Annotated in this window: 19 protein-coding genes, 1 tRNA gene and 2 rRNA genes (1 of these 22 running past the window's edge); 15 read left to right on the forward strand and 7 right to left on the reverse strand. The window is 53.8% G+C overall.

The window, feature by feature from the left end; genetic code table 11:
• Both ACYJL1_RS25810 and rrf read left to right on the forward strand, forming a co-directional pair.
• Window positions 1-1504, forward strand: a 23S ribosomal RNA gene (locus ACYJL1_RS25810); it begins 1455 nt to the left of the window's first position.
• A gap of 184 nt (window positions 1505-1688) precedes the next feature.
• A 5S ribosomal RNA gene (rrf, locus tag ACYJL1_RS25815) occupies window positions 1689-1803 on the forward strand.
• Between the two features lie 205 nt (window positions 1804-2008).
• Here rrf and ACYJL1_RS25820 read toward each other — a convergent pair.
• Window positions 2009-2374 (reverse strand): hypothetical protein, encoded by a 366-nt coding sequence (locus ACYJL1_RS25820; protein WP_460897418.1) that lies wholly within the window; start codon window positions 2372-2374, stop codon window positions 2009-2011.
• Window positions 2375-2392: 18 nt separating this feature from the next.
• Between ACYJL1_RS25820 and ACYJL1_RS25825 the strand changes: the two genes are divergently transcribed.
• A tRNA-Met gene (locus ACYJL1_RS25825) sits at window positions 2393-2469 on the forward strand.
• Between the two features lie 197 nt (window positions 2470-2666).
• Here the strand turns inward: ACYJL1_RS25825 and ACYJL1_RS25830 are convergent.
• Both ACYJL1_RS25830 and ACYJL1_RS25835 read right to left on the reverse strand, forming a co-directional pair.
• The gene (locus ACYJL1_RS25830) at window positions 2667-2936 is read right to left on the reverse strand and encodes a hypothetical protein (RefSeq protein ID WP_460899931.1); all 270 of its coding nucleotides are present in this window, start codon (window positions 2934-2936) and stop codon (window positions 2667-2669) included.
• A gap of 43 nt (window positions 2937-2979) precedes the next feature.
• Complete coding sequence (locus ACYJL1_RS25835; protein WP_460895967.1) at window positions 2980-3936, reverse strand: IS481 family transposase; 957 nt, start codon at window positions 3934-3936, stop codon at window positions 2980-2982.
• A gap of 317 nt (window positions 3937-4253) precedes the next feature.
• Between ACYJL1_RS25835 and ACYJL1_RS25840 the strand changes: the two genes are divergently transcribed.
• The 8 genes from ACYJL1_RS25840 (at window position 4254) to ACYJL1_RS25875 (ending at window position 14772) form a co-directional block, all read left to right on the forward strand.
• Window positions 4254-5249, forward strand: a complete 996-nt coding sequence (locus tag ACYJL1_RS25840) for a substrate-binding domain-containing protein (RefSeq protein WP_460899932.1) — start codon at window positions 4254-4256, stop codon at window positions 5247-5249.
• A 74-nt stretch (window positions 5250-5323) separates the two neighbouring features.
• Window positions 5324-6346, forward strand: a complete 1023-nt coding sequence (locus ACYJL1_RS25845; RefSeq protein WP_460899933.1) for a galactitol-1-phosphate 5-dehydrogenase — start codon at window positions 5324-5326, stop codon at window positions 6344-6346.
• A gap of 25 nt (window positions 6347-6371) precedes the next feature.
• Window positions 6372-7892, forward strand: coding sequence for an FGGY-family carbohydrate kinase (locus tag ACYJL1_RS25850; protein WP_460899934.1), 1521 nt, complete (start codon window positions 6372-6374; stop codon window positions 7890-7892).
• Window positions 7889-8884 (forward strand): sugar-binding transcriptional regulator, encoded by a 996-nt coding sequence (locus ACYJL1_RS25855; protein WP_460899935.1) that lies wholly within the window; start codon window positions 7889-7891, stop codon window positions 8882-8884. The genes ACYJL1_RS25850 and ACYJL1_RS25855 overlap by 4 nt, the downstream gene beginning before the upstream one ends.
• Window positions 8874-10364, forward strand: coding sequence for a sugar ABC transporter ATP-binding protein (locus tag ACYJL1_RS25860; RefSeq protein ID WP_460899936.1), 1491 nt, complete (start codon window positions 8874-8876; stop codon window positions 10362-10364). Before ACYJL1_RS25855 ends, ACYJL1_RS25860 begins: the two co-directional genes overlap by 11 nt.
• On the forward strand, window positions 10357-11364 hold the full coding sequence (locus ACYJL1_RS25865) for an ABC transporter permease (RefSeq protein ID WP_460899937.1): 1008 nt from the start codon (window positions 10357-10359) through the stop codon (window positions 11362-11364). Before ACYJL1_RS25860 ends, ACYJL1_RS25865 begins: the two co-directional genes overlap by 8 nt.
• Complete coding sequence (deoC, locus tag ACYJL1_RS25870) at window positions 11361-12365, forward strand: deoxyribose-phosphate aldolase (protein WP_460899938.1); 1005 nt, start codon at window positions 11361-11363, stop codon at window positions 12363-12365. Before ACYJL1_RS25865 ends, deoC begins: the two co-directional genes overlap by 4 nt.
• A 10-nt stretch (window positions 12366-12375) precedes the next feature.
• The gene (locus tag ACYJL1_RS25875) at window positions 12376-14772 is read left to right on the forward strand and encodes an aldehyde dehydrogenase family protein (RefSeq protein ID WP_460899939.1); all 2397 of its coding nucleotides are present in this window, start codon (window positions 12376-12378) and stop codon (window positions 14770-14772) included.
• 99 nt (window positions 14773-14871) lie between these two features.
• On the opposite strand, the gene ACYJL1_RS25880 is transcribed toward ACYJL1_RS25875, so the two are convergent.
• Together ACYJL1_RS25880 and ACYJL1_RS25885 are read right to left on the reverse strand one after the other, a co-directional pair.
• A complete protein-coding gene (locus ACYJL1_RS25880; protein WP_460899940.1) occupies window positions 14872-15678 on the reverse strand; it encodes an ABC transporter permease in 807 nt (268 codons plus the stop codon).
• Window positions 15678-16673: an ATP-binding cassette domain-containing protein gene (locus ACYJL1_RS25885; protein ID WP_460899941.1), complete on the reverse strand. Its 996-nt coding sequence runs from the start codon at window positions 16671-16673 to the stop codon at window positions 15678-15680. The genes ACYJL1_RS25880 and ACYJL1_RS25885 overlap by 1 nt, the downstream gene beginning before the upstream one ends.
• A 222-nt stretch (window positions 16674-16895) precedes the next feature.
• Between ACYJL1_RS25885 and ACYJL1_RS25890 the strand changes: the two genes are divergently transcribed.
• The 4 genes from ACYJL1_RS25890 to ACYJL1_RS25905 are packed head-to-tail and all read left to right on the forward strand — an operon-like array spanning window position 16896 to window position 20408.
• A complete protein-coding gene (locus ACYJL1_RS25890; protein WP_460899942.1) occupies window positions 16896-17816 on the forward strand; it encodes a metal ABC transporter substrate-binding protein in 921 nt (306 codons plus the stop codon).
• Window positions 17813-18715: a manganese/iron ABC transporter ATP-binding protein gene (locus ACYJL1_RS25895; protein WP_460899943.1), complete on the forward strand. Its 903-nt coding sequence runs from the start codon at window positions 17813-17815 to the stop codon at window positions 18713-18715. The genes ACYJL1_RS25890 and ACYJL1_RS25895 overlap by 4 nt, the downstream gene beginning before the upstream one ends.
• Window positions 18712-19569, forward strand: a complete 858-nt coding sequence (locus ACYJL1_RS25900; RefSeq protein ID WP_460899944.1) for a metal ABC transporter permease — start codon at window positions 18712-18714, stop codon at window positions 19567-19569. Before ACYJL1_RS25895 ends, ACYJL1_RS25900 begins: the two co-directional genes overlap by 4 nt.
• On the forward strand, window positions 19566-20408 hold the full coding sequence (locus tag ACYJL1_RS25905; RefSeq protein ID WP_460899945.1) for a metal ABC transporter permease: 843 nt from the start codon (window positions 19566-19568) through the stop codon (window positions 20406-20408). The genes ACYJL1_RS25900 and ACYJL1_RS25905 overlap by 4 nt, the downstream gene beginning before the upstream one ends.
• A gap of 1 nt (window position 20409) precedes the next feature.
• On the opposite strand, the gene ACYJL1_RS25910 is transcribed toward ACYJL1_RS25905, so the two are convergent.
• Both ACYJL1_RS25910 and ACYJL1_RS25915 read right to left on the reverse strand, forming a co-directional pair.
• A complete protein-coding gene (locus tag ACYJL1_RS25910) occupies window positions 20410-21315 on the reverse strand; it encodes an NAD(P)/FAD-dependent oxidoreductase (RefSeq protein ID WP_460899946.1) in 906 nt (301 codons plus the stop codon).
• The gene (locus tag ACYJL1_RS25915; protein WP_460899947.1) at window positions 21305-21760 is read right to left on the reverse strand and encodes an RrF2 family transcriptional regulator; all 456 of its coding nucleotides are present in this window, start codon (window positions 21758-21760) and stop codon (window positions 21305-21307) included. The genes ACYJL1_RS25910 and ACYJL1_RS25915 overlap by 11 nt, the downstream gene beginning before the upstream one ends.
• Window positions 21761-21824: the final 64 nt, after the last annotated feature.

A 21824-nucleotide genomic window follows, 5' to 3' on the forward strand; every position in this document is an offset into this window, starting at 1 on the left:
GCTGACATGAGTAACGATAAAGGGAGTGAGAGACTCCCTCGCCGAAAGTCCAAGGGTTCCTGCTTAAAGTTAATCTGAGCAGGGTTAGCCGGCCCCTAAGGCGAGGCCGAAAGGCGTAGTCGATGGGAACCACGTTAATATTCGTGGGCCTGCGGGTAGTGACGGATCGCGTATGTTGTTCCTCCTTATTGGATTGGAGGGGCTTCGGGGCGGTTCCAGGAAATAGCTCCCGCGTATAGACCGTACCCTAAACCGACACTGGTGGACTGGTAGAGAATACCAAGGCGCTTGAGAGAACTGCGTTGAAGGAACTCGGCAAATTGCACGCGTAACTTCGGAAGAAGCGTGACCCTTTTTTACGCAAGTAGAGGAGGGTGGCACAGACCAGGGGGTAGCGACTGTTTACCAAAAACACAGGGCTCTGCGAAGTCGCAAGACGACGTATAGGGTCTGACGCCTGCCCGGTGCTGGAAGGTTAAGAGGAGAGGTGCAAGCTTTGAATTGAAGCCCCAGTAAACGGCGGCCGTAACTATAACGGTCCTAAGGTAGCGAAATTCCTTGTCGGGTAAGTTCCGACCTGCACGAATGGCGTAACGACTTCCCCGCTGTCTCCAACGCAGACTCAGTGAAATTGAATTCCCCGTGAAGATGCGGGGTTCCTGCGGTTAGACGGAAAGACCCCGTGCACCTTTACTATAGCTTTACACTGGCATTCGTGTCGGCATGTGTAGGATAGGTGGTAGACTTTGAAGCGGGGGCGCCAGCCTTCGTGGAGTCATCCTTGAAATACCACCCTTACCTATATGGATGTCTAACCGCGGTCCGTTATCCGGATCCGGGACAGTGTATGGTGGGTAGTTTGACTGGGGCGGTCGCCTCCTAAAGAGTAACGGAGGCGCGCGATGGTGGGCTCAGACCGGTCGGAAATCGGTCGTCGAGTGCAATGGCATAAGCCCGCCTGACTGCGAGACTGACAAGTCGAGCAGAGACGAAAGTCGGTCATAGTGATCCGGTGGTCCCGCGTGGAAGGGCCATCGCTCAACGGATAAAAGGTACGCCGGGGATAACAGGCTGATGACCCCCAAGAGTCCATATCGACGGGGTTGTTTGGCACCTCGATGTCGACTCATCGCATCCTGGGGCTGGAGCAGGTCCCAAGGGTATGGCTGTTCGCCATTTAAAGCGGTACGTGAGTTGGGTTCAGAACGTCGTGAGACAGTTCGGTCCCTATCTGCCGTGGGTGTAGGAATATTGACAGGATCTGTCCCTAGTACGAGAGGACCGGGATGGACGTATCTCTGGTGGACCTGTTGTGGCGCCAGCCGCATAGCAGGGTAGCTATATACGGACGGGATAACCGCTGAAGGCATCTAAGCGGGAAACCCACCTGAAAACGAGTATTCCCTATCAGAGCCGTGGAAGACCACCACGTTGATAGGCCGGGTGTGGAAGTGCGGCAACGCATGAAGCTTACCGGTACTAATAGCTCGATTGGCTTGATCATTCTCATTACTCATATCCATCATACCTCGTAAACGAGGCATGCGTGTTGCGCTCACGCACGTACGGTCCTTTGGACCTGTGCTGCGCGGACGCCTTCGGACGCACGAGCGTGCTGTATGGGAACTCGTGCGTGAGCGATATAAATCAAACAAAACCAGCTTCTCAATTTTGTTGCGCTTTGCTGACCTGGTGGTTACAGCGGGGTGGCTGCACCCGATCCCATTCCGAACTCGGCCGTGAAACGCCCCTGCGCCAATGGTACTTCGTCTCAAGACGCGGGAGAGTAGGTCGCTGCCAGGTCTGCCAAACGCAACAAATCCTTCTCAAAACACACCGCATACACAACAGACCAATCAGGCCGCGCCAGAACATGTTCAGGTCGCGGCCTTTTGCTTTTGGAATACATTCAGAATAAATTCTGGATAAACAACCAAAACTCAATACAGCGGCAACGCTGCAAAAAGGGCAGACAGCACCCCGTCCAAAGCCAAAAAGCACCTCGCTTTTAAAGGCCGGACAAACGGAACAATCCGGGCTGCTGCGGCAAACTTGCCGTTCTTGATAACGCGGGGTGGAGCAGCACCCCGTCCGGAACCGAAAAAGCTCCTTCGCTTTTGAGGCCGGACAAACGGAAAAATCCGGGCTGCTGCGGCAAATCTGCCGTTCTTGATAACGCGGGGTGGAGCAGCACCCCGTCCGGAACCGAAAAAGCTCCTTCGCTTTTGAGGCCGGACAAACGGAAAAATCCGGGCTGCTGCGGCAAATCTGCCGTTCTTGATAACGCGGGGTGGAGCAGCACCCCGTCCGGAACCGAAAAAGCTCCTTCGCTTTTGAGGCCGGACAAACGGAAAAATCCGGGCTGCTGCGGCAAATCTGCCGTTCTTGGTGGCGCGGGGTGGAGCAGCCCGGTAGCTCGTCAGGCTCATAACCTGAAGGTCACAGGTTCAAATCCTGTCCCCGCAACCAAGAAAGACACAGATGCTTCTAATGCACTTCGTCGCTCATCACGACGAATGACTTCAACAGCGAGTGGTTGCCCTGGCGCCTGATCGCGAAGTTGTTGCCAATGTCCGGGTCTTTGTCAAACCCGCTTGCATCATAGACTTGGCAAACATCTCCCCTCCTCAACTGCAATTAATGCATCCGAGTAGAGCAAAAAAACCTCACACAAAACACACGCCACAAAACTGCAGATAGTCAAAGCTAGAGCAAATTTTGTTCATATAGAGCCAATTCTGTTTCTCGGATGACGAGACAGTCCACGCGGAAGGTAGCGAGGCCGATGTAGTTCCATCGGACGAAGCTGCCTGACAAAGTGGTTGGCCGTCAGCCGGAAACCCGAAGGGCCGGGTGAATTCGGGCCAATTCCATCGGGCTTCAGTCTCGTCCGATGGATAAACATCGGCCTCGCTAAATCCCTTGATCTTGTCCACGAATTCCCTCCCGCAGAATGACTTTATATAAACAAAACTTGCTCTAGATGTGGAGCCTCAAGAGGTTGTCCCAGTTTAGACTGAGTCGACTGATGGGTGTTTGTGATTTTAGGCTGCCGTGCGGGCGATGCCAATTGTACATATGCGTCCACTGTGGGAGATGGGCTTTGCGGAGCTCTGACGAAGGATAGGCACGTGCATAGGCCCATTCTCGCAAGGCTGTCTGGATGAAGCGTTCGGCCTTGCCGTTGGTTTGGGGCGTATAGGGTTTGGTACGGATATGCTTGAGACCGAGCGCCTTGCAGGCCTTTGCAAAGTCCTTGGCTTTGTAGCATGAGCCGTTGTCGGTCATGACGCGTGTGACGGTGACGCCGAGGTGCTTGTAGTAGGTGACCGCCGCCTTGAGAAAGGCAATGGCGCTGACGGCCTTCTCGTCGGGCAAGATATCTGTGAAGGCGATGCGGGAGGCGTCGTCGATGCAGACGTGAACGTATTCCCAGCCGACACCACGTGAGTTGCTCTGCCCTTTGCGGTCACCGGTGATGCGGTGACCGACCCGTTCGAAACGGCCTAGCCGCTTGATATCGAGATGGATCAGGCCACCTGGCTCACTATACTGGTAGCGCACCACCGGTTCGGCCGGTTCAATGTCCTTCATCCGCGAGAGCTTTGCGCGCCGCAGGATACGGCTGACGGTAGCGGGCGAGACGCCCGTTTCGAGAGCAATGTGCTTGCCAGTCAGGCGCTGGCGGCGAAGCGTGATGATACGCTGCGCCAGCGCCTGATCTGTCTGCTGTGGACTGTTTTGCGGGCGCGACGAGCGATCGATCATCTGGGCACGCCCACCCTGTTCGAAGCGTTTGACCCAGCGCGACACGATCTTGAGCGAAACGGCATAAACGCGGCCGGCTTCTGCCTTGGTCAGCGCACCGCAAAGAACCGCGACAGCCATTTCCTCTCGACGCAACGGGGTCAGTCGGGCATTCTTATGAATGTTCATTCGGAGCGATCCTGGAAAACTGAGGTGTGGTAACTCCAGTCTCCTAAATCCGCTCCGAATGGACAACCTCCTGAAAGCTCACATCTAGACCTGCGCCCATCCAGCTGGGGCATCGTAATTGGTGTTCATACCCAGCAGCAAGGAAGGCCCTCAGGCATTTTCACCCGGCATCTGCCAATTTCATCGGAAAAGTTAGTTCTGCGAAGACACCCATATGCTTGGACGTTGACATATATGACGGTTTCTGGTTACTTGAAATTACAAATGTGAACTATTTGCACTTTTGTTGTTATCAATGAGTTCTGGGGAGGAAAACCATGCTCGACCGTCGTCGCTTTCTTACAAAAACCATTACTGCTGTTTCTACGCTTGCCCTCGCATTGGGCGCGGGAATGCCATTACTCTCGGCTCACGCCGAGGGTTTGAAGATCGGATTTAGCCAAGTGACGCTGCAGTCTCCATTCTATGTCCAGTTAAAAACCGGTGCGGAGGCTGCCGCCAAAGCAGGCGGAGATACACTGGTGTTCCTCGATGCGAACGGCGATGTCAGCAAGCAGAACAATGATATCCAGGACCTGATAACGCAGGGCGTCAACGCGCTCATCATCAATCCGGTCAATCCCGATGCGGTGGTTCCATCGCTCGAAGCGGCAGTGGCTGCCGGCATCCCGGTAATCACTGTGGATCGCAGCGTTAACGGTGCTGGTGTGACCGCCCATGTCGGCCGCGACAACAAGAAAATGGGCCAGCTCGTTGGTAAAGCTGTCGTCGCAAGATTGAAAGCAGATGGCGTTGAGAAAGCCAAGATCATCGAAATTCAGGGTGATGCCGGTGGCGCTGTCATGATGGATCGCCGGGATGGCTTCCATGCGGCTCTTGAGGGCTCCGGTCACACGATCGTTGAAGGACCGTATGCGGAATATATTCGCGCCAATGCTGTGACGGCGATGCAGGATCTTTTGCAGGCAAACCCCGATGTCAAAGTTGTCTATGCCCATAATGACGATATGGCGCTTGGAGCTTTGCAGGTGCTCAAGGAAAACAACCGAAATGATGTTCTCGTTGCTGGTGTCGACGGTCTGTCTGAGGCGCTGAACATTATTGCCGATGGTGGTAATTATATCGGTTCGGCTCTCAATGACCCAAAATACCTTGGGGACGTGACGATTCAGGTAGCGCGAGAGGCGGCAGCCAAGAAAGAGGTAGCGAAGTTTGTCGATGCAGGTTCGACGCTTGTCACCTCCAATAATGTCGCTGATTTCCCGCGTGAAGGACTTTTTGCCGAGTATCGTCCGAACGTTCTCGGTCAGTAACAGCCTCTCCCAAGGCCTGCGGGGCAGGGCACATCCTGCCCCGCTATCTCTTTGTCAATTCCAAGGATTACCAGATGCGTGCAGCAGTACTTTATGCCCCCGGGGATATTCGTCTTGAGGAGGTCGCGGTTCCGCAATTGCATCCCGGCCATGTAAAAATCCGGGTTGCTGCGGTCGGTGTTTGCGGTTCGGACATGCCGCGTATGCTCATCAAGGGCGCGCATAAAATGCCGCTGATCTGTGGTCATGAGTTTTCAGGCCATATTACCGAGATTGGTGAGGGTGTTGAGGGCTTCGAAACTGGCGAGCTGGTGGCCATTCCACCGATGCTGCCATGCTATAAATGCGATCAATGTCAGCAGGGCCAGTTCTCGCGCTGTCGCGACTATGATTATTTTGGCTCGCGCCGTGATGGCGCCTACGCGGAATATGTCTGCGTTCCGGTTTCCAATTTACTAAAGACACCGAAGAATATAGATCCGCGTGCGGTGGCAATGACCGACCCGGCATCAATTGCGCTCCATGCAATATGGAAAGCAGGCGGCATGACGATGGGTCAACGCGGTGGCGTCATAGGCTGTGGTCCTATTGGCCTGTTTGCTATCCAGTGGATGCGGCTGATGGGTGCCAGTGAAGTCGTGGCAATCGACGTTTCCGAAGAGAAACTGGCCATGGCGCGACGTGCTGGCGCCAAACATACCTTTCTTGCCGGTTCAGATATCCCGGCTGATTTGCTGTGCGATACGATCGTTGAAGCGGCGGGACATCCTTCGTCAGTGAACATGGCTGTGAAGCTGGCAGCACCAAGCGGGCATGTGGTTTTCATTGGAATACCAGTTGCGGAAGTCGCATTGGAAAACAAGACATTCCAGCATTTTCTCCGCCAGGAGATATCGTTACACGGATCCTGGAATTCCTTTGGTTCGCCGTATCCTGGTCGCCAGTGGACGGTTACATTGGAGAAACTTGGCTCTGGTGAGCTCGAATGGGAGTTTATGATCACCCACGATCTCGATCTAGCGGAGTTACCAGACATGTTTGAAAAATTTCGGACCGACAAATCCATGTTCTTCTCGAAAGTGATGTTCCGCCCATAATGGTGTGGAAAGGGAGGATACAAGAGTGACATTGGTTCTGAACTTCGATCTCGGCACGGGAGGTGTCAGGGCTGGCGTTTACGATGTGACGCGCAGGGCAATGCTTTCGCTGACGGAATCCAGTTATGATACAACCTATCCGCGTGTCGGTTGGGCAGAGCAGCAGCCTGAGGACTGGTGGAGAGCGGTGCTCAAAGCCGGGCGTGAGGCGATTGCGCAATGCGGGTCGAATGAAATTTCTGCCGTGTGTGTTGCCACCACAGCTTCATCAGTTGTCGTTTGCGACAAGGAAAGCAAGCCGCTTTATCCGGCAATTCTTTGGATGGATTGCCGTGCCAGTGAAGAAGCTCGTGCCACGGAAGCAGTAAAACATCCGGTTATGGATTATAGTGGCGGTGGCGATGCTGCTGAATGGCTTGTGCCCAAGGCAATGTGGCTTTCTGCCCATGAGCCAGCGATTTTTGAGCAAGCGGATGTCATCTGCGAAGCGCTGGACTTTATCAATTTCCGGCTCTGCGGGGAGTGGGCCGGCTCACGCATGAATGCAGCTTGCAAGTGGAACTATGATTCCAGAAATGGCAGTTTCGTGCCGGAAATTTACGAGGCCCTTGGAGTTTCCCGATTGCAGCAAAAACTACCGCAACGGATTACCCCGGTGGGCAATGTTATTGGCAATTTGCAACCAAGGGTTGCGGATGCCCTGGGCATTGCCGGACAAGCGATCGTTGTGCAGGGGGGTATCGACGCGCATATAGGAATGCTTGGAGCTGGCACGGTCGCCGCTGGCGGGATGCTTATCATTGGCGGAACATCAGTTGTTCATTTGACCCATTTGGAGCAACAGGGTGATGTAAGCGGCTTCTGGGGCCCTTATCCAAATGCATTGGTGGACGGACTTTGGCTGGTGGAAGCCGGACAAGTCTCGGCGGGTTCGATCCTTAACTGGTTCAGTCAAAAGCTTTTTAAGCTTGACGAGCAAGGACAAGCACAGCTGATTGAGGATGCAACTTCAGCGTCAGCCCGCAATTCAGGGCTTTTAACGCTGGACTATTGGATGGGCAACCGCACGCCATATCGCGACGCTGATCTACGCGGTGCCGTACTCGGATTGTCACTTGGTCATGACCGGGCAGACATATACGCATCAGCAGTCGATTCCATCGTATTAGGTTCAGCCAACGTGGTGGCCGTCCTTGAAGAACGCGGTGTGACTGTCGATCGGATTGTCGTTGCCGGTGGCATTTGCAAAAACTCGCTGTGGCTGCAGTCAACCGTTGATGCCTTGCAGCGGCCTGTGCACGTTGCATATGGCGACAATCTTTCGCTTGTCGGCACAGCAATTTGTTCGGCCCATGCGCTTGGCCTGTTTCCGGATTTGATCACTGCCTCTGAAGCCTGCGCGGCTCCGACCAAAGAAATGCTTCCGGATGGCCAGCGGTCAAAACGCTATCGCGAGATGATGGAACTTTATAGAAATGCAACGGAATCATTGACGCCGGTGCTCCATGCTTTGAGCGCACGGCAAAAGGCAGGAGCCGAACGATGAACGATGCACGTCAGACACCTTCCGTAAGATTGCCCTCCGATGAGCAGCGCGAACATCTTATGGTGCGTGTAGCCAAGCTCTATTATGATCTCGACAAGACCCAGAGTGAAATTGCCAAAGAACTTGGTTTGACCCGCTGGCAGGTTGCCCGCCTCATGACCGAGGCGAAGGAATTGGGTGTTGTCCGCATTGAGATAACACCGCGTGCCTACCGCAAGACAGAACTTGAAGTGAGATTGCAGCAGGAGTTCGGGCTTCGCGACGCGATAGTGGTTCCTTCCGGCGGCACAACCGATTCTGCTCTGCTTATGGAGAGTGTTGCGCAGGCCGCCGCACGCTATCTGACAGGACTCAATCCCAAGGCGGAATTGATCGGGGTATCATGGGGGCGTACCATGTCAGCTGTAGCGCGCTTCCTGCCCAATAACTGGAATCCTGGCGTGCATGTCGTGCTGGTCAATGGTGCGACCAACCTGCGCTCGACGGTGACGCATACCAGTGCGGTGGCAGAAGAATTTGCCAAGGCTGGCAACGGCACTGCAACACTGCTGCCAGTTCCGGCTATCGTAGGAAAGAAAAGTACACGCGAGGTTCTCGAGGAAGATCCAATTATTGAGCGGGTCCTCAGACTTGCCATGCAAGCCGATATCGTCTGCTTCGGCATGGGCGGGATCACGCATGAATCCGTGCTCTTGAGTTCAGGCTATCTCGATGAAGCCGATATAGATCGGCTCAAAGATGCAGGTGCGGTCGGTGATATTCTAGGACGCTTTGTCGATAAGCACGGTAAAATTGTTGATACGGCGATCGATGACCGGACGGTTGGCATGCGTCTTGAACAGTTGAAAAGCAAGCAATGGTCAATTGGAGTGGTCGCGGGCGACGAGAAATTTGCGATTGCAACCTCGGTTCTGAAAGCCGGATATGTATCAGTCATCGTTACCGATGAAGCTACTGCCCGCTATGCGTTGGGGATAAGCGATGACACGTAATATTCTGACGGTGAAAAACGTTTCGAAGACATTTCTACCAAATATCATTGCATTGGAATCTGCATCGCTCGAAATCCGTGCAGGTGAGGTTCATTGTCTGCTTGGCGCAAATGGGGCTGGAAAATCGACTCTGCTCAAAATCATTGCAGGCGCTTTCCGGCCAACAGGCGGGCGACTTGTACTTGATGACCATCCTGTCGAGTTGCGCAGCCCGGCCGAAGCATCGCGGCTTGGCATTTCCATGATTTATCAGGAGCTGGATCTTGTCCCGCAGCTGACTGTCGAACAGAATTTGTTTCTCGGTCACGCGCCTGGTAAATTTGGTCTGATTGATCACAAGGCAAGGCGCAGACGCGCCAGCGAAGCTTTGCGGCGCGTTGGTGCAAATTTTGCATCCGATGCGTGCGTTGAAACGCTGTCTGTTGCAAACCAACAGCTGACCGCAATTGCCCGCTCGCTGACCATGGATGCGAAAATCATTATCATGGACGAGCCGTCGGCTTCGCTCAACGAAACCGAGCTGAAAAGTGTCTTCAAAGTCATTCGTGATTTGGTGAAGCATGGCGTTGCAATTGTTTATGTCAGTCATCGTCTCGGCGAGCTGCGCGAGATTGGTGATCGCGTTACAGTTTTGCGCGGTGGCAAGACCATCGGAACTTACAACATTGCCGACACGACTGACGATGACCTTGTTACCGCCATCATAGGCAGGGAGCGTTCGCTGATTGAGCGTAAAGTTCGCAAGCCTGTCACTGGTAAAGTGGCATTGAAGGTCAACAGGCTGCGTGGTGCGCAGGGCCTTGATATTTCGGGACTTGATGTTCGCTGGGGCGAGGTTGTCGGGCTCACGGGGCTTAACGGATCGGGCCGTACATCGTTCTTGAAGGCATTATTTGGAGCGCACCATTTTGAAGGTGAAATAGTGCTGGAAGACAAGAGCTTCCATCCGCGTCACCCGGCAGACTCTATTCGCTGTGGTTTGGGCCTTGTCCCGGAGAACCGCAAGACCGAGGGCCTGATACTGCACGCGCCGATCTACAAGAATGCAACCTTGCCCTCAATGCGCCAAAGCTGGTTGACACGACATTCGCTTCAGAAACAGAAGACAACGCCTGTCCTCCAAAGCCTTTCGACCAAATATGGCAAGCCGGAGCAAGCTGTTGTGCAGCTTTCCGGCGGCAATCAGCAGAAGGTCGTTCTGGCAAAATGGATCATCAATGGCGCCCGCGTACTTTTGCTGGATGAGCCAAGCCGTGGCCTTGATATCGGAGCCAAAGCCGATCTCTACAATCTGGTTGATAAATTGGCAGAAGATGGAGCCGCAGTAATTGTCGCCAGCAGCGAGCTTGAAGAGCTTTATGCGGCCTGCGACGCGATCTGGGTCTTTCATGAGGGCCGCAATATCGGACGATATGATCCGTCCATCACTGACCGCGACACAATCTTGCGGGCTACAATATTGGGTGAACACCATGTCTAAAATCGCAATGTCAGCCGCGCAGCCGCCTTCGCCAGGGCTAGGAAAACGGATCATCGATCTGGGTATTGAGTATAACTTCATCGTCATCTTTTTAGCGGTGGTGGTAATCGCGACGACCTTGTCAGATAATTTTCTGACTTTCGCAAACATAGCCAACCTCTTCCAGCAGGCGGCGGTAGTAGGCGTTGTCGCGATTGGGATGACCTTTGTCATTCTCACCGGAAACATTGACCTATCCGTCGGTAGCATAGTGGCACTGTGCGGTATGCTGGTGGCGGTGCTCATGTCGAACGGTTTCGATCCATTCATCGCAGTTGCAATAACTGTTTTGGCGGGAACGGCCTGCGGCGCAGCTATGGGTGCGACAAGCGCTCTGGCACAAGTGCCGAGCTTCATTGTGACTTTGGCCGGCCTCGTCTCGTTCCGGGGCATTACCTATCTTCTGACGGATGGCGTGCCAGTCAGCGGGCTGCCGCAAGGTTTTGCTGCCATCGGCTCCACCATGGTGCCGATCTTTCCCGGCTTTGCTATCTCGTCCATGGGATTGATCTTCATCGGCCTTTGCATTGTGGCAGGACTTGTGCTGCGCCTTACGGTCTTTGGGGAGTATGTGTTTGCGACGGGTGGCAATCCGGAAGCAGCCCGTCTTTCCGGTTTGCCTACCCGCTTTATAATCACGGCAGTCTTTGCCGTTTCTGGCTTCATGGCCGCGCTTGGCGGGATTCTTCTGACATCGCGTTTGCGTATCGGCCAGCCAACAGCAGCGCAAGGATTGGAGCTTGACGCCATCGCAGCAGTTGTTCTGGGCGGCACCAGCCTTTTTGGCGGTCGCGGCGGTGTTCTAGGCACATTCTTTGCCGTAATGTTGCTTCAGGTTCTGAGAAACATATTCAATCTTCTGGGATTGGGCTCCTTCTATCAGATGACTGTCACGGGGATCATCATCGTTGCAGCTATTTTGCTCAATCGCTTCATAGATCACAGGAAGGGTCGTGGATGAACACGCAAGACTTATCAGTTGCCAAGGGCACGCACCTCGCTGTGCAGAAGGCCCACGCGCGCAATACCGGAACTGAACTGAAACCCGAATGGTTTGAGGATATTGCAGTCAACCGCTCCGCCACGGAACGTCGCGCTGCTACCTTGACGACGCGCCGGACCGTGAAAAAGGAATATCAGGCTGCCTGGCTCGTAAAAGCGATCACTTGCATTGATCTGACCACACTTGCTGGCGACGATACGGCCGGGCGTGTACAACGGCTTTGTGCCAAGGCGAAACGGCCGGTTCGTGCAGACATTCTCGAAGCGCTTGGCCTTGCCGACGCTAATATCACGACAGGCGCAGTGTGTGTTTATCCCACTATGGTTGGCCATGCTGTCAAAGCCTTGCGCGGAACGAACATTCCTGTTGCATCGGTTGCGACCGGCTTCCCCGCTGGTTTAACGCCACTGCCGCAGCGCCTTGCCGAAATCAAGTATGCAGTCGGTGAGGGTGCCAAGGAAATTGATATTGTTATCAATCGCGAACAGGTTCTGACTCAGAACTGGGACGCGCTCTACGACGAAATCGTCCAAATGCGCGAGGCATCTGGCGACGCGCATCTGAAAGCAATTCTCGCAACTGGCGATCTCAACACGCTGCGTAACGTCTATCGCGCTTCCATGGTGGCAATGCAGGCAGGTGCCGATTTCATCAAAACATCTACAGGCAAGGAAGAGGTCAATGCGACCTTGCCGGTCAGTCTGGTCATGTTACGGGCCTTGCGTGATTTCGGTGAATATTCCGGCCAGATTGTAGGCTTCAAGCCCGCTGGCGGTATGAAAACTGCCAAGGACGCCTTGAATTGGCTGATCCTGATGAAGGAGGAACTGGGCCTGCCTTGGTTGCAGCCCGATCTTTTTCGCCTTGGAGCAAGTTCGATGCTTGGCGATATCGAACGGCAACTCGAACATTATGTGACGGGCCGCTACGCCGCGTCGTCGCGCCACGCGCTCGCTTAAGGAATCGAACATGGGACAGATCAAGGATATTCTTCGCACCATGGAATATGGCCCGGCACCGGAAAGTAATACTGACGTTCAAGTCTGGCTCGATGCCAACAGCCAAGGTTTCGGACACTTCATAAATGGCAGATTCACCGGCATTGAAGGCCGTGATCTGATTGCCGTGTCGAACCCTGCAAATGGCTCTACGCTTGGAAAAGTCGTGCATGGCACGGATGCCGATGTGGATACCGCAGTAAAGGCTGCCCGCGCAGCATTCGGCAAATGGTCGGTGTTGCCCGGACATGAGCGGGCCAAATATCTCTACGCCATTGCACGGCATATACAAAAGCGTGAGCGTTTCTTTTCCGTGCTGGAAACAATGGACAATGGCAAGCCAATCCGCGAGACACGGGATATCGATATTCCGCTTGTCGCTCGTCATTTCTATCATCATGCCGGTTGGGCCGAGATGGTCGAGACCGAGTTTGAAGGATATTCTCCAGTCGGCGTTTGCGGTCAGGTGATTCCATGGAATTTTCCTTTGCTTATGCTGGCGTGGAAGATCGCTCCGGCGCTTGCTGCAGGTAACACTGTTGTACTGAAACCTGCTGAACTAACGCCGCTAACGGCTATCGCTTTTGCGGAAATCTGCCATGAGGTTGGTCTGCCCGCAGGCGTAGTCAATATCGTGCATGGTGACGGTGCGACAGGTGCGGCCATTTGCGGTCATAAGGATGTCGACAAGGTAGCCTTCACCGGCTCCACCGAAGTTGGACGCATCATCCGCGAACAGATTGCCGGATCGGAAAAGAAGCTCTCGCTGGAACTTGGTGGCAAATCGCCCTTCATTGTCTTCGAAGATGCAGATATCGATGGTGCTATCGAAGGGGTTGTTGACGCAATCTGGTTCAATCAAGGTGAAGTCTGCTGCGCTGGCTCTCGTATTCTCGTGCAGGAGGGGATTGCCGAGCGCTTCTACAACAAGTTACGCAAACGCATGGAAACATTGCGGGTGGGCGATCCGCTCGACAAGACCATGGATATCGGTGCGCTGGTTTCGGCAGGTCAGTTGAAGCGGGTCACTTCGCTGGTTGAGCAGGGCAAGACTGAAGGCGGGACGCTTTGGCAGGCGCCTGTAAAGCTTCCGGCCAAAGGCAATTTCTTTGCTCCAGGTTTTTTTACAGACGTTGATCCGGCCTCGACTGTCTGTGAAATCGAGATATTCGGCCCTGTTGCAACGGCAACCACGTTCCGTACGCCTGACGAGGCAATCGCGCTGGCGAACAATACAAAGTATGGGCTGGCAGCCTCGATATGGTCAGAGAATATCAATCTGGCGCTCGATATGGCTGCGAGGGTGAAAGCCGGAGTTGTCTGGATCAATTCCACCAATCTTCTCGATGCGGGCGCAGGTTTTGGCGGTTATCGCGAATCCGGCTTCGGCAGGGAAGGTGGCCGCGAGGGCCTCTACGAGTATCTCACAGCGGATTGGGAAAAACGCCTGCCAGTGGCAAAGACTGAACAGCCTTTGAAACTGTCGGCGGCTCCCAATGGAGATGCCAAAATTTTACTTGGCGGGTCGATCGACCGCACGGCCAAGAATTATGTTGGCGGCAAGCAAGCACGACCTGACGGGGGCTATTCCTATTCCGTGACCGGCAAAGGCAATCAGGTCATTGGTCAGGCAGGCATCGGTAACCGCAAGGATATCCGCAATGCTGTGGAAGCGGCAACGAAAGCCGGAGGCTGGGGCGGTGCAACGGCGCATAACCGCGCTCAGGTGCTTTACTACCTTGGCGAAAATCTCGACGCGCGTCGTGGCGAGTTCGAGGCGCTTTTGGTTGAAAGCACTGGCGTGTCGGCCAAGGCGGCAGCGGAAGAGTTTGAGACGGCGCTGCGCCGCATCTTTTATTATGCTGCACAGGCCGATAAATATGATGGCGCAGTCCATGCGACCAAGTCACGTCACGTGACGCTTGCAATGAACGAGCCCTTCGGCATTGTCGGTATTGTTTGCCCGGATGAAAACCCGCTCTTGTCATTTGTTTCGCTGGTGCTTCCGGCAATTGCAATGGGCAATCGCGTGGTGGCGGTGCCATCAACCCGGCACCCACTGCTGGCAACCACTCTTTATCAGGTGCTGGACACATCCGATGTGCCCGGTGGTGTGATTAACATCATTACGGGTGAACGTGATGTTCTTGCCAAAACCTTGGCGGAACATGATGAGGTTGATGCGATCTGGTATGTCGGATCCAAGGATGGCAGCGCCATGGTCGAGCGGGCTTCATGTGGAAACCTGAAGACAACATGGGTCAGCAATGGTCGTCAGCGCGACTGGCTTGGCAACAGGGCACAAGGCAAGGAATATCTGCGCCGGGCTGTACAGGTTAAGAATATATGGGTTCCTTACGGCGAGTAGGAAAGTGAAATAGGCCTGCACTTTTGCAGGGAGTCAATGCTCCAAAAGTTGGCTCTCTGCGCCAAACGGCTGCTTTCATTGCAGCCATCGTGGTTGGCTTTATTTGCGGCGATAGAGCCAAAGCGTGAGCGGCGCGAGCGTGACGGTCAACACGACTGGTGCAATAAGTGCTGTACCGATTTGATCAGCTGTCGCATTGCCGGCCATAAGACCGCGCATGGCCGTTGTCATCAATGATACAGGGTTCACCTCGACAAACGCTCTCAACAGACTGGGCATCGTCGCGGGATCAACCATGATGTTCGATGCAAAGACCAAAGGCATAATGCCTGTAAAAGCCATTGTCATGACCGTATTGGGTGTGCGCATCACAAGCCCGAGCACCAGAAATATCCAGCCAAAGCCGAAACCTATAACGATAAGCAACAGCAGAGATTCGATGATCCCTATAATCCCGGCTTCCGGTCTGTAACCAAGGATAATTCCGATTATCAAAATGAGCAGCGAGGCGATGAGGTGGCGTAGGATATCGCCAACCATCAGACCCGCGAACGGCGAAAGAGACCAGATCGGCAATGAGCGAAATCTGTCGAACAGCCCTTTGCCGAGATCCGTGCTCAGACCCATTCCTGAATACATTGAATTGAATACCACGGTCTGTACGAGGATCCCCGGTAGGAAATATTGCAGATAAGCCCCCGTAGATCCTGAGAGGGCACCACCAAAAACGAAGGTGAAGAGCAATGTGAACATGATCGGCGTCATCACCAGATCGAAGAGTTGCTCCGGGATGTGCTTAAACTTCAATACTGCACGCCATCCAAAAACGAGCGCATTGGAGAATGCCGAAGGTTGAGGAGGTCGGGCTGCGTGGATAAGTGCAATTGTTGCATTTTTATCGTCCATCACGCAGCTCCTTCGGGGCTCTGGGACTCGGTAATCTGGCCGGTCAGCGCGAAAAACACTTCATCGAGACTTGGTGCACCCATTGAGAAGTCAGCAAGTTCAATATCTGCCTTGATCAGGGCAGCCAGAGCACGATTGGCATTCTGCGGGGTGTCCACCATCAAAGACAAGGCGGCACCTTCCGAGCTTCGCTGTGGCCTGTTGCTGGTTATTTCTTCCAATACGCGCTCCGCTTCATCAATGCGTAAAGGGTCAACCAATGTCAGGTGTAGAAAGCCAGAGCCAGTCGCAGCTTTCAGCTCGCGGCTCGTGCCTTCGGCGATCTTTTTGCCGTGATTGATCACTGCTATGCGTGCCGCGAGTTGGTCGGCTTCCTCGAGGTATTGTGTGGTCAAAAGGATGGTGACGCCAGCCTCGGAAAGAGAGCGGATCATACGCCACACGCTCTTGCGTGCCATGGGATCAAGGCCGGTTGTTGGTTCATCGAGAAAAAGAACCCCGGGCGTGACCACAAGTGACGCGGCGATATCCAGTCTCCGGCGCATGCCCCCGGAGTAGTCTTTGACCTGTTTTGTGGCGGCGTCAGCCAGGTCGAAAGCTGTCAGCAAATCGTCAGCACGTTTCTTGGCGTTCTGTCCGCGGAAACCCCATAGTCTCGCGAGCAAGATCAGATTTTCACGCCCCGTCAGATCTTCGTCGAGCGAGGCAAACTGTCCGGTCATGGCAATTGATCCGCGCACCTCATGGGGCGAGTCTTTTAGATCAAAACCCAGCACCTTTGCCGAACCTGCATCCGGCGGCAGCAGCGTTGCCAGCATGCGCAGCAAGGTGGTCTTGCCAGCTCCATTCGGACCGAGAATGCCAAAGATCATGCCACGCGGAACATGCAGATCAATACCGTCGACAGCGGGAACATTGCCGAAGTGCTTGGTTAGCCCATGCGCTTCAATTGCAAGGGTTAAAGCGCCATTTACTGGTCCAGTCGTGTCGGGCATCGTCACAGTCCTTCAATTGGCAAAATGTCAAACAGGGATCAGCGGCGGTAAGAGAGAGCGAACTGATACCAATGCCAGCATTTTCTGTCAAAGTTCCACAGTCTGCGCGCAATTGACTCCTGACACATGTTGCCATCCAGTTTTGCAAATCATTCGCACTTGCAATAAATGGCAATACCCATTAAAGATGCAGTTGCAAATCAATTGCAACAAGGAGAAATTATGCTGGATGGGGTGAAATGGTCTGTGTTGGCCGTAGTAACGGGCGCGATCTTCGGAATGATTTTGGCAATCGTTCCAGCATCTGCGCAGAATAAATTCAAGGCAGTGACGACATTTACGGTTATTGCTGACATTGCGCGCAACGTCGCCGGCGATGCAGCAATTGTTGAGTCGATCACCAAGCCAGGTGCAGAAATTCATAATTATCAGCCAACGCCAGGCGATATCCAGAAGGCGCAGGGTGCTCAACTTGTTCTATGGAACGGGCTTAATCTTGAACTCTGGTTTGAGAAGTTTTTTGCCAATTTAAAGCATGTGCCAGGAGTCGTTGTTTCCGAGGGTGTCGTGCCAATGGGCATTGCAGAGGGGCCGTATACCGGCAAACCAAATCCCCATGCGTGGATGTCCCCGACAGCAGCATTGATCTATGTCGATAATATCCGCGATGCTTTTGTAAAATATGATTCGGCTAACGCAGATACCTACAAGACAAATGCCGAAGTCTATAAGGCGAAAATCAAGGCGGCAATTGACCCTATCAAAGACGAACTTGCGGCCATTCCAGCAGAGAAGCGTTGGTTGGTATCCAGCGAGGGTGCGTTCTCGTACCTGGCCCGTGATTTCGACCTGAAGGAGATTTATCTCTGGCCAATTAATGCAGATCAGCAAGGCACGCCCCAACAGGTGCGCAAGGTGATTGACGCGGTTCGTGCGAACAAGATCGGCGTCGTCTTCTCGGAAAGCACGATCTCTGCCGATCCTGCCAAGCAGGTCGCTCGGGAAACCGGAGCAAGTTATGGCGGCGTGCTTTATGTGGATTCGTTGACCGATACCGATGGCGAAGTTCCGACTTATATCGATCTTCTGCGCGTAACGTCCAGCAGGGTAGCGGAAGGTCTTTCCAAAGGCACCACCCAATGAACGCTCAATCTTTTCAATCAGTTAACAAATCGTCACCAGTGTTGTCCGACACGGGTGGGGGTATTTCGGTGAAAGGCGCGACGGTTACCTACCGCAACGGCCATACGGCATTGCGCGATGCGACATTTGAAATCCCTACTGGCACAATTACGGCGCTGGTGGGGGTCAATGGTTCCGGAAAGTCAACGCTTTTCAAAGCAATCATGGGTTTTGTCCGCGCTTCCCAGGGAACGATCTCGGTGCTCCGCCAATCGGTAAACGAGGCGCTGAAGAAGAACCTTGTCGCCTATGTTCCTCAGAGCGAGGAAATCGACTGGAACTTCCCTGTTCTGGTGGAAGATGTTGTCATGATGGGCCGTTATGGTCATATGGGCATGATGCGTATCGCCAAGGCCGCAGATCGACAGGCGGTATCGGATGCCCTTGCGCGTGTGGGTATGACGGAATTTCGCAAACGGCAGATTGGCGAACTTTCCGGCGGGCAAAAAAAGCGGGTTTTTCTTGCGCGCGCTTTAGCCCAGGATGGCCGCGTCATCTTGCTGGATGAACCATTCACCGGGGTGGATGTGAAAACAGAAGAGGCGATTATCACATTGCTGCGCGCCTTGCGCGATGAGGGCCGCGTCATTCTGGTTTCAACACATAATCTTGGCAGTGTTCCGGAGTTCTGTGATCGCACAGTTTTGCTCAATCGCACTGTGCTTGCCTATGGTCTTACGACCGAGACATTTACGCAAGAAAATCTCGAGCGGACATTTGGCGGTGTGCTGCGTCACTTCAAGCTTGATGCACCGCATGCCGGTGAAGGGCGGCCTGTCGGCGTGATTACCGATGATGAGCGTCCCTTTGTGCTCTACGAAAATGTGGGATCTCCAAAAATTACGGACGGCCGGAGATGACATTGCTGCTCGAGCCATTCTCCTATCAATACATGGTCAATGCCATGTGGGTTTCGGCGCTGGTAGGCGGTGTTTGCGCTTTTCTGTCAGCCTATCTTATGTTGAAAGGCTGGTCCCTCATCGGGGATGCGCTTTCGCATTCTATCGTTCCGGGCGTGGCCGGAGCCTATATGCTTGGGCTTCCATTCTCCATTGGTGCCTTCTTTTCGGGTGGGCTGGCCGCCGCGGCGATGCTGTTTCTCAATCAGCGTACAAAGCTCAAAGAAGATGCCATTATCGGTTTGATTTTTTCATCTTTCTTCGGTCTTGGCCTGTTCATGGTGTCATTGTCACCGACTTCCGTGAATATCCAGACGATTGTCCTTGGCAATATCCTCGCCATTACGCCGGAAGATACGCTCCAACTCGCCATTATTGGCTTTGTTTCACTGGCAATTCTGCTGGTAAAATGGAAGGATCTCATGGTTGTCTTTTTCGATGAGAGTCATGCACGTTCCATTGGTCTCAATCCAACGGCTCTCAAGGTCTTGTTCTTCACGCTCTTGTCGGCTTCTACCGTGGCAGCATTACAGACAGTCGGAGCATTTCTGGTTATCTGCATGGTCGTAACCCCAGGCGCTACCGCCTATCTTTTGACCGACCGGTTCCCGCGGCTGCTCGTCATCGCTGTCATGATCGGTGCTCTGACAAGCTTTACCGGCGCCTATATCAGCTATTTTCTCGACGGGGCTACCGGCGGAATCATTGTCCTTTTGCAGACGCTTATCTTTCTGGTGGCTTTCATCTTTGCCCCAAAACACGGACTGATTGCAGCCCGGCGACGGGTTGCAAAAGCGCAGGAGGTGCCGTTATGAGCCTCTTTGAAATACTGCTTTCCCCGTTTCAGTTTGAGTTTATGGTCAATGCTCTGATCATTTCCGTGCTGGTGGCAATTCCAACGGCTCTTCTGTCCTGTTTTATGGTGCTCAAGGGCTGGTCCCTCATGGGTGATGCCATTTCACATGCAGTTTTCCCGGGTGTGGTCATCGCCTATATAGTCGGTTTGCCCTATGCGGTTGGGGCATTTGTTGCAGGCATGTTTTGTGCAATTGCCACGGGGTTCTTGAAAGAAAACAGTCGGATAAAACAAGACACTGTGATGGGCGTTGTTTTTTCGGGCATGTTCGGCCTCGGCCTCGTGCTTTATGTAAAGATCCAGTCTGATGTGCATCTCGACCACATATTGTTTGGCGACATGCTCGGTATCAGCTGGAGCGATATTGCCCAGACGGCGATCATCGCGGCGATAACTGCCGGGGCTGTCATCCTTAAATGGCGCGATTTTCTGCTTCACGCATTTGATACAGTTCAGGCCCAAGCGGTCGGGCTACGCGTAAGACTTCTGCATTACGGGTTGCTTTGCCTGATCTCCCTGACGATTGTGGGCGCTTTGAAAGCTGTCGGCATAATATTGGCGATTGCCATGCTGATTGCTCCGGGAGCAATTGCTTTTCTGCTCACACGCTCCTTCAGCAAAATGCTTATTGTCTCCGTCGTCGTTGCGGTATTGGCATCCTTCTTCGGGACCTACTTCGCCTTTTTCATCGACAGCGCACCTGCGCCGACCATCGTTCTCTTGATGACTGGAATTTTCATCGGTGCGCTGGTGCTGGTATCGTACCGGCAAGCTCGAACCGAGGCACAGCCGAGGTAAATCAATGTGCCGGGCCGGGGAATATCAGCGATTGATGTGCTGAAACCCCCGCCCGAGCACCATCGCCCACGGCAAAGGAAACCGATCCGGCCATAAGCGCCGTATCGCCGCAAGCATAGACACCCGGAACCGAAGTCAGTTTGCTCGCGTCCGTTTGGATGAACGTTCCCAGCGGCCCATCCTCAAGAATGCATTCCAGTTGCCGGGGAAGGGGACCGTTAACGGCGGTGCGTGAAAGAGTGAACAATCCGGCAAGGGATATGGCACGTCCGTCAGAAAGCTCTACAATCGGTTGGGCCTCTTCGCCCGATATCGCCGCAATCGCTGCATATTCGATCATTACATTACGCGCTGCCAAAGCACCGAGCTGTTCATTATCAGGCTCAAACATGCTGTTGAGAAAAAGGGTGGTATTGCCCCAGTCGGCAAGCATGAGCGCTTGATGTGCCGATAAAGGACCGGTTGCCAGTACGCCGATGTTCCCGCCACCTGCTTCGTAACCGTGACAGTAAGGGCAATGAAATACGCTCTTTCCCCACCGTTCGCGAAGACCGGGAATTGTTGGCAGTATATCTGTGACACCTGTTGCCAGAATAAGACGTCGGCCCTGATAGCTTTCGCCAAATGACGTATCGATAGTAAAGGCATCAAGGGCACCTTTGGCGTTCTCCACGCGGGCATCAACCCAGGTGACATTCGGATAAGCCAGCAACTGCTCGCGCCCGACATGTGCAATCTGCGCAGCCGAACTGCCGTCTTGTGTCAGAAATCCGTGGGAGGTTTCGGCAAATCGATTGCGGCGCTCGCCTGCATCCATAACAAGCACGTTGCGACGTGCACGGGCGACTTGCAATGCGGCGGCGAGGCCCGAATAACTTCCCCCAATAATAATAACATCATAGGTCATGGGATTTTCTCTCCTTTCTGATCGCGTCGAAGCGCTGATGAAAATCGGCGGCGAGATCGGCGAGTGTTATCGTGCCGAGCCGGTCGATGATCAGGGCTTCGGCTTCCTGAAACGCATTGTCGAGCGCGTGATTGACAGATTGCTCCACAAGACAGGCAGGATTATCGGCTCTGTTGCCAAGAGCAAAAAAGTCCGGCGAGCCCAGCGCGTTGTAAATGTCGCGAAGAGTTAGAGTTTTCAGGTCGCGTGCTATAATCCAGCCACCGCCATGGCCTTTCTCGGATCGTACAAATCCGGCATCTCGTAACCCGGCCATTGTCCGGCGGACAACAACGGCATTGGTATGCATATATTTGGCTAACTCCTCCGATGTCATGGGCTTGGCGTGCTCCGCCATGTGGAGGATGACGTGGAGGACGGCGGAAAGACGGCTGTTTCGTTTCATGTAACAACATATGATGCGAGATTAAATGCACGTCAAGAGTGCGCGAAATAAATTCCTCAACTCA

It is taken from the genome of Phyllobacterium sp. K27 (assembly GCF_054796155.1).